Below are 9,088 nucleotides of genomic sequence, written 5' to 3' on the forward strand. Positions count from 1 at the left end.
AACCAAAGGAGCTCGTTGAATCAGTGCGCGCTGGCGACGGTCTCGGCTTGCCAGCCACCGCCCAGTGCTTTGTAAATAGCCACTACGCCGCGATACAGCTCAACCTCGGCCTGGGCCTGGCTGTCTTCGGCCGCCAGTCGCTCGCGTTGGGCGTCGAGCAGCACCAGAAAGTCCACTGTCCCTTCGCGATAGCGAATGGCCGCGAGGTCCGCTGCCGTTCGGCTGGACTCGCTTTGGCGGATCAGCGACACGAGTCGCTGTTGGCGTTTGCCGTAATCACTGAATGCGTTTTCCGACTCTTCCAGAGCCAGCAGCACCTGCTGCTCGTAGCTGGCCAGAGCGCCATCGGCTTCTGCGTCAGCACCGCGCAATCGTGCCCGCACGCTGCCAAGGTCAAAGGCCGGCCAGGTGATGCGCGGACCCAGTGCCCAGGCATTGGCCGCCGCCGAGCCGATTTGCGAGCCACGCCCGGCGGTAAAGCCAAGGAAACCGCTAAGGCTGACCCGCGGGAACAGGTCGGCCTTGGCCACGCCGATTCGGGCCGTCGCCGCTGCCAGCTTGCGCTCGGCACTCATGATGTCCGGGCGACGTTGCAGCAGGTCGCCGGGGTTGCCAATATTCAGCGCCTTGGCAATGGCCGGCAGCTGTTTAGGGCTCAGGTCGACGCTTAATTGCTCAGGCCGCTGGCCGAGCAAGGTGGCAATACGATTGCGCTCGCGCACCTGCTCGGCCTGCAATTGCGGCACGCTGGCTTCAACCGAGGCGAGGCGGGCGTCAGCGCGCACCACGTCCAGTTGGTCGCCAACCCCGGCATCACGCAGGCTTTCGGTGATGGCCTTGGAGTCCTGCTGGTTTTTCAGGTTGTCCAGGGCGATGCGCTCACGCAGTTGGGCGCCGCGCAATTCACCATAGGCATCCACCAATTCTGCAATCATCGTGACTTGCAACTGATACAGGTCGGCTGCAGCGGCCTGCTCGTCAGCGTCGCTGGCTTCCAGCTCGCGCTGGATACGGCCAAACAGGTCGACTTCCCAGGCCATGTCCAGGCCCAGGTCGTAACGCTCGCTGTTGACGCGTTTTTCGGTCTGGCCCGGGATCTGGCCCTTGCCCAGATCGCTGCTGGCACGGCTGGTAATGGTCGGCATGGCGTCGTTACTGACGTCATCGCGAATCGCCCGGGCCGCGCGAAGGCGGGCAAATGCCACGCGCAGCTCGCGGTTGCCGGCCAGTGACTGGGTCACCAGCTGGTTGAGGGTAGGGTCATCAAATTGCTGCCACCAGATCCCTTCAAAGTGCGCCCGGTCAAAGCCCTTGAGGTTATCCGCACTGATCTGTGCAGGCTCGGTGGCCGGGGTCTTATAGTCCGGGCCTACGGCGCAGGCACTCAAGGCCAGCACCAACAGGCTCGGCAGAAAAACTTTCACGCTCATTGTTGCGACTCCAACTTGAGGTGCTTGGCCGCTTTGCGCGCTTCACTGCGCTCCACATAGCGGCGAATCAATACATAGAACACCGGCGTCAGCAGCAGGCCGAAGAAGGTCACCCCGAGCATCCCGGAGAACACCGCAACACCCATGGCATGCCGCATTTCTGCACCGGCGCCGCTGGACAGCACCAATGGCACCACACCCATGATGAAAGCGAACGAGGTCATCAGGATCGGACGCAGACGCAGACGGCAGGCTTCCAGCACCGCTGCCAGCGGGTCGAGGCCTTCTTCCTGTTTGTCCTTGGCAAATTCGACGATCAGAATCGCGTTCTTGCACGCCAGCCCCACCAGTACGATCAAACCGATCTGGGTGAAGATGTTGTTGTCACCGCCGGACAGAATCACCCCGGTAATCGCGGACAACAGTGTCATCGGCACGATCAGGATCACTGCCAATGGCAGGCTCCAGCTTTCGTACTGGGCCGCCAGTACCAGGAATGCCAGCAGTACACAGAGCGGGAACACAAACAGCGCAGTATTGCCCGACAGGATTTGCTGATAAGTCAGCTCGGTCCATTCGTAGGTCATGCCGTTGGGCAGTTCTTCCTTGAGCAGTTTTTCCATCGCAGCTTCAGCTTGGCCGGAGCTGTAGCCCGGTGCTGCGCCGCCGTTGATTTCAGCGGTGACAAAGCCGTTGTAGTGCATCACGCGGTCAGGGCCTGCGGTGTCGCTGACCTTGATAAAGGTCGCCAGCGGGATCATTTCGCCTTTGTTGTTACGCACTTTCAGCTGGCCAATTTGCTCAGGCTCGAGGCGGAATTGCTGCTCGGCCTGCACATTCACCTGATAAGTCCGACCGAAGCGGTTGAAATCGTTGGCATACAGCGAACCCAGATAGATCTGCAGGGTATCGAAGATGTCGCTGATGGCAACGCCGTGGGTCTTGGCCTTTTCGCGGTCGATGGCAGCATCGACTTGCGGCACGTTGACCTGATAGCTGGTGAACAACCCGGCCAGTTCCGGCACGTTATGGCTCTTGGCGATCACGTTCTGCACTTCTTTGTACAGTTCGTCATAGCCCAGACCACTACGGTCTTCGACTTGCAGGCGGAAACCGCCAATGGTGCCCAAGCCCTGTACCGGCGGCGGCGGGAAGATGGCGATATAGGCTTCCTGGATATCGGCAAATTCGGCGTTCAGCGTGGCGGCAATGGCTGCGGCTGACTGACTCGGGTCTTTGCGCTCATCGAAGTCCTTGAGGGCGACAAACACGATGCCGCTGTTCGGGCTGTTGGTGAAACCATTGATCGACAGGCCGGGGAAAGCGATCGAGTTGGCCACGCCGGGCTGCTTGAGAGCCAGCTCGGACATGCGCTTGATCACTTCTTCACTGCGGTCCAGGCTTGCTGCGTCCGGCAGTTGAGCAAATGCCACCAGATATTGCTTGTCTTGCGGCGGGACAAAACCGGTCGGGGTGTGGGCAAAACCGGCCCAGGTCAGCACCATCAGGCCTGCGTACACCAGCATGGCGATGCCGCTGCCACGAATGATCCGTCGCACCGTACCGACATAACCGTTACTGGCCTTGACGAAGAAGCGGTTGAACGGGCCGAACAACCAGCCACCGAACATACGGTCCAGCAGACGAGTGAAGCGGTCTTTTGGAGCGTGATGGCCTTTGAGCAATACCGCAGCCAGCGCCGGGGACAGGGTCAGCGAGTTGAAGGCCGAGATCACCGTCGAAATGGCAATGGTCAGGGCGAATTGCTTATAGAACTGCCCGGTCAGGCCCGAGATAAATGCTGCCGGGACAAATACCGCGCAAAGTACCAAAGCGGTAGCGATGATCGGCCCGGTCACTTCGCGCATGGCGCGCTTGGTGGCGTCCACCGGGTTGAGCCCCAGCTCGATATTTCGCTCGACGTTCTCCACCACCACAATCGCATCGTCCACCACGATACCGATGGCCAGCACCAGTCCGAACAGCGACAAAGCGTTAAGCGAGAAGCCGAACATGTGCATCACTGCAAACGTACCGATCAGCGATACGGGCACAGCGACCAGCGGGATAATCGAAGCGCGCCAGGTTTGCAGAAACAGGATAACGACCAGCACCACCAGAATCAGCGCTTCAAACAGGGTATGGACTACTGCCTCGATCGAACCACGGACGAAGATTGTCGGGTCGTAAACGATGTCGAAATCCATGCCTTCAGGGAAGCTCTTCTTCAGTTCAGCCATCTTGGCGCGAACGTCATTGGAGATCTGGATGGCGTTGGAACCCGGACGCTGGAAGATCGGAATCGCCACCGCCGGCTGGTTGTTCAGTAAGGAACGCAAGGCGTACTGGCTGGAACCCAGCTCAACCCGGGCAATGTCCTTGAGACGGGTGATCTGACCGTCATCGCCGGAGCGGATGATGATGTTCTCGAACTCTTCCTCAGTGACCAGACGGCCCTGGGTGTTGACCGACAGCTGGAAGCTGGTGGCATTCGGCGCAGGTGGAGCGCCCAGGGCACCGGCGGCCACCTGGCGGTTTTGCTCGCGAATGGCGGTCACTACATCAGTGGCGGTCAGGTTGCGCGAGGCGGTTTTGTTTGGATCGAGCCATACCCGCAGCGAGTAATCGCCCATGCCGAACATCTGCACATCACCGATACCGTTGAGCCGCGCCAGTTCATCCTTGATATTGAGGATGGCGTAGTTTGACAGGTACAGCATGTCGTAGCGCTTGTCCGGCGAGGTCAAGTGCACAACCATGGTCAGGTCGGGCGAAGCCTTGTCCACGGTGATACCGATGCGCGTCACTTCTTCCGGCAGCTTGGGCTGGGTGCGTGTCACGCGGTTTTGCACCTGCACCTGCGCATTGTCCAGGTCAGTGCCCAGGGCGAAGGTGATGGTCAGGGTGATCTTGCCGTCAGCGGTGGACTGCGAAGACATGTACAGCATGTTTTCAACACCGGTGATGGCTTGTTCCAACGGTGCGGCGACGGTTTCGCCGATTACCTTGGGGTTGGCGCCGGGGAAGTTGGCGCGCACGACAACAGTCGGCGGGACGACTTCCGGGTATTCGCTGATCGGTAACTGGAACAGCGAAATGCCGCCCGCAATCAGGATAAGCAAGGAAAGCACAGCGGCGAAAATCGGCCGCTGAATGAAAAACTGGGAAAAATTCATCGGAGTTATCGTCCCTTAACCGCGAGGAGTCGCGACGCTGGCCAATTTCGGCGCGCCAGTGGCGGGCTTGATTTGTGGCAGGTTGCTGGCTTCCAGGGCTTGTCGTTGTTGTGCCAGGGCGGCGAGGGTCTGTTCGTTGGCCATCGGGATCACTTCAGGCGTTACCGGCGAGCCGGGGCGCACTTTCTGCAGGCCCTTGACGATGATGGTGTCGCCCTTGTCCAGGCCGCTGCGAACAATGCGCAGACCTTCGATTTTCGGGCCCAGATCCACGGCGCGATAGGTCGACTTGTTGTCGGCATCCATGACCAGCACGAATTTTTTGCCCAGATCGGTGCCCACGGCTTCTTCATTGATCAATACGGCGGAGTAGGTGGCGCTGCCGACCAGTTTCAGACGCGCATACAGGCCGGGGGTAAAACGGCCGTCGGCGTTGTCGAACACAGCGCGGCCACGGATGGTGCCGGTTTGCGGGTTGACCCGGTTGTCGACGAAGTTCATCTGGCCCAGATGCGGGTTGCCGTCTTCGTTGGACAGGCCCAGATACACCGGTGTGCTCTGGCCGCGCTGACCCTGACGGGCAAGCTGGCTGTACTTGAGGAATACGCGTTCATCGGCATCGAAGTAGGCATATACCTTGTCGGTGGACACGACGCTGGTCAGCGGCGTGACATCTGCGGTCACGATATTGCCCGCAGTGATTTCGGCCCGGCTGACGCGGCCACTGATCGGTGCGGTAACACGGGTAAAGCTCAGGTTGAGCTTGGCCAGGTCCAGTTGTGCCTGAATGGCTGCGACACCGGCGCGGGCTTCTTGGGCGGCGGTGGTGCGCGAGTCGGCCAGCTCCGCCGAGATGGCATTGCTCTGGCGCAGACGCTCGCCGCGCTGGGCTTCGTTGTCGGTACGGCTGGCATTGGCACGGGCTTGCTGCACCTGGGCTTCAAGCTGGCGCACGGTGGCCTGGAACGGGCGCGGATCGATCTGGAACAGCAGGTCGCCCTTTTTCACCAGGGCGCCCTCGGTAAAGGCGACCTGATCAATCTGGCCCGACACGCGTGGACGAATTTCTACGGTCTCTGGCGCTTCCAGGCGACCGGTGAATTCATCCCATTCATTGACCGGCTGTTCAAGCACCTTGGCCACGCTGACTTTTGCAGCTGGAGCCGGAGCAGTCGCTTGGGGAGTTTTGCCGCATGCGCTCATCACCACGATGGCCAGGGCCGCGAGTGGGAAGCGCAAATGTTTAAGTGACTGTTCCATGAGGGGAGTCCGCCAATCTATTGAGATGGGCGGATAATGCTGGCGCGCGTGCCGGGGCACGAATCGAACCCAGCGAAGATCAATATCATCCGGAATGATACAAAGCGTTACCAAGCCCTCTAGCCTGCGCTTTTTGTTAGGACACTATCAATTAAATTCTGTGTCATGGCGGGCGGAAGGTGTATTGAACGGCGGGTAAAAATAACCAATAAGTACCACCTGCCGCGATGACCGCTTGCCCAGGCTGCGTGTATCTTTGTGCCAGTCAGGTCATGCATGTATGTCTTCACTTCATCGATTTACACCTTCACTCGCGGCCTTCGATTCCCGGGGTGCAACTGTGCGTGCGGTGGCCTACCACCGCCAGCGCACAGAAGACGAACCCGTGGCGCGGATCAGCCGCAATACGTTCGGTGCCACGGGGTTTTTACAGCAACAGTGGGATCCGCGGTTGTATGCCCTGCAAGCAGTCAATGCGGGTGTACGTGCCAATTTCAGTCACCGTCACAGCCTGTCCGGGCGTGAATTGCGCACCGACAGCGTAGATGCCGGCTGGCGCATAGCGTTGACGGGCAGTGCCGGACAACCGGTCAGGCTCTGGGACAGTCGTGGTTCCCACCGTCACGAATACGATGCCATGCTCAGGCCGGTCGCCGTGTTCGAACAGGCCACCGATGAGCCGCTGGAGCGCTGCGTCGAGCGTCTGAGCCATGGCCTGAAGACTGCCGAACATGCCGCGCACAACCGCTGCGGTCGCTTGATCCGCCACGACGACCCGGCGGGCAGCCTGAGCGTTGATGGCTATGGGCTTTGGGGGGCTGTGACAGGGCAGACGCGTAGCTTGATGGAAATTGATGCTCAGGCCGACTGGCCAGTACCTGGCCACTTACCCGGGCCGGAATTGGCTCCGGAGCACTTTGTCAGCACCTGGCAATACGACGCGCTGGGTGGCATGCGGGCAATGACTGACGCCAGAGGTAATCGTCGGCTGTGGCAGTACGATGTAGATGGCGAGCTGGCCCGGGTCGATCTGGTATTCAGCAGTGGTCGGCGCAAGGTGGTACTGGACCGCAGGGTTTACAACGCTATGGGGCAGGTAACGTCCGAGCGCGGTGGTAACGGCATGGTCACCGTTGCCAGTTACGATGATGCTGTGGGCAATTTGCTGCGTTTGGCCACCAGACGTTCGCAGCTTCAGGGCAGCCCGCTTCAGGACCTGAACTATGACTATGATCGGGTCGGCAATGTGCGCAGCATCCAGGACGCTGCGCAGCCGACCGCATGGTCTGGCAATGCCCGGATCGACGCCACCCGCGCATTTGAGTACGACAGCCTGTATCAACTGATCAAGGCCACAGGCCGCGAAAATGCCCGGCACAGCAGTGGCGCCGGATTACCGGGCATGGTCCTGTTCGGCGCAACCCAGGACGATCTGTGGCGCAATTACACGCGCCATTACCAGTACGACGCAGGCGGCAATCTGTTGCTAATGCAGCATGTGCCGTCATCGGGCCAGGGTTATACCCGGCGCATGACCGTGGCTGCCCACAGCAACCACGGGGTGCTGGAGGGGCATGGCGGTGGTTTTGACCATGCTGGCAATCAGCAAGCCCTCGCGCCGGGGCAGGTGATGAGCTGGAACCTGCGTAACCAACTGACGCAAGTGACCCGGGTGGTACGTGAGGACGGCGATCCTGATGATGAAACCTATCTCTATGATGCTGGAGGCCAGCGTGTACTCAAGCGCAGTACCAGCCGGACCCGGACCCGGACCCTTCTGCGCGAAGTCCTGTATTTACCGGGCCTGGAACTGCGTCGCGATGACGCTACAGGCCGGTGGCTCAACGTACTCTCGGTACAGACCGGGCTGATGACGGTCAATGCGCTGCAATGGGAGCAGGGCAGACCTGCGGGAGTCGATAATGAACAACTGCGTTTCAGCCTGGCGGATCAGTCAGGCAGTTGCACGCTGGAGCTGGATGAACAGGCCGCTTTGCTGGGGCAGGAAAGTTATTACCCTTATGGCGCCACCGCCTGGTGGGCCGCGAAAAGTGCCATCGAGGCCAGTTTCAGGACGATTCGCCATTCGGGCAAGGAGCGTGATGCCACAGGTTTGTATTACTACGGTTACCGGTATTACGCGCCCTGGCTGCAGCGCTGGATCAGCCCGGATCCGGCGGGCGCTGTGGACGGGTTGAATCTGTATGCGATGGTGAACAACAACCCGATGACCCGGGTTGATCATGACGGCCAGGCTTCAAGCACCATGGCCCAGCGTGTGAGTATGGGGCTCCAGGCTGTGGCCTTTTTTACTCTGGTGGGTCTGGGCCTGGGGTTTTTGCTGGACGCTCCGGCAATAGGCGCGACGGGCGGCGCGTTGCTAGGACTGGTAGCGCTGGCTGCGGTGGTGCTTGAGGGGTATGGCAATGCGAGAAGACGTGCTTTGCACACCCCTCCCGAAATCTCTGCCGAAGACGTTGCCCAATGGTTGTCCCGGCAGGCCATTGAAATCGCAGAGACCCGCGGGTTGAGTCACGAGGAAACCAACAGGCTGGTTAATTTTTTCTACGAGCATCAGGAAAACCAGTTGCTGTCCGTGGCTGCGCACACGACGAAAGAAGGCAAAATCTACGGGTTTGTCGGGCCGCAACAGTCCACGCATATGGCCAATAAACTGATGACAACCGGATTGCCGCTGGGCAAGGAGATGCGCCAACTGGGCTACAAAAATACTTTGCTGCGTGACCCTGTTCGGGCGCAGATTGGTGAGCCCTCGACAGATGCGGGCGCGAGCCGGTTTGACGCTCAGGCCATCACCGGGCTGGCCAAGCGTAAAGTGGGCAAAGCCGTAGTGCCTGCGGCCAGACAAGAACGCCATGTCGGAGCGGTGCAGGAGACTTCTGAGCCGTTCAACGCCGATATTGGCGCAGTTGATCATCTGATGGCGGGACGCGAAGGTCGAATTATCGCCCTGACTCTGGCTCACCTGAGCGAAGGTCGAATGGCGGCCGTGCATTGGCATCGATACCGGGAAGAAGGCGGATTATGGTCTGCCGACCTGCACGGCTATCCCGGTGGCGGAACAGGCCGCGGCGCCATGCGGTTGATGCTGCGCCACCTTGGCGGCTCTCATTACCGGGTGGTCGGGGTACGCAACCCGCATTGATGATGCCCTCGCGAGCAAGCCCCCAGGATGTCTATTGTTCTCCAGGCTCGGGCTTG

Annotated in this window: 4 protein-coding genes; 1 reads left to right on the plus strand and 3 read right to left on the minus strand. The window is 60.2% G+C overall.

Features of this window, described 5'->3' with window-relative positions:
* Window positions 1-20: 20 nt before the first annotated feature.
* From CJU81_RS04140 to mexE, 3 genes are read right to left on the minus strand one after another with little or no spacing between them, the layout of a single operon-like run.
* Window positions 21-1,430 (minus strand): efflux transporter outer membrane subunit, encoded by a 1,410-nt coding sequence (locus CJU81_RS04140; protein WP_088377498.1) that lies wholly within the window; start codon window positions 1,428-1,430, stop codon window positions 21-23.
* The gene (locus CJU81_RS04145; RefSeq protein ID WP_095035606.1) at window positions 1,427-4,606 is read right to left on the minus strand and encodes an efflux RND transporter permease subunit; all 3,180 of its coding nucleotides are present in this window, start codon (window positions 4,604-4,606) and stop codon (window positions 1,427-1,429) included. Before CJU81_RS04145 ends, CJU81_RS04140 begins: the two co-directional genes overlap by 4 nt.
* A 15-nt stretch (window positions 4,607-4,621) precedes the next feature.
* Complete coding sequence (gene mexE / locus CJU81_RS04150) at window positions 4,622-5,866, minus strand: multidrug efflux RND transporter periplasmic adaptor subunit MexE (protein WP_095035607.1); 1,245 nt, start codon at window positions 5,864-5,866, stop codon at window positions 4,622-4,624.
* Between the two features lie 280 nt (window positions 5,867-6,146).
* Here mexE and CJU81_RS04155 point away from each other — a divergent pair, with 280 nt between their 5' ends.
* The gene (locus CJU81_RS04155; RefSeq protein ID WP_176464794.1) at window positions 6,147-9,032 is read left to right on the plus strand and encodes an RHS repeat domain-containing protein; all 2,886 of its coding nucleotides are present in this window, start codon (window positions 6,147-6,149) and stop codon (window positions 9,030-9,032) included.
* The last annotated feature ends 56 nt before the right edge of the window (window positions 9,033-9,088 follow it).

Origin of the sequence: Pseudomonas fragi (genome assembly GCF_002269505.1) — a bacterium.
Classification (GTDB): Bacteria; Pseudomonadota; Gammaproteobacteria; order Pseudomonadales; family Pseudomonadaceae; genus Aquipseudomonas; species Aquipseudomonas fragi_D.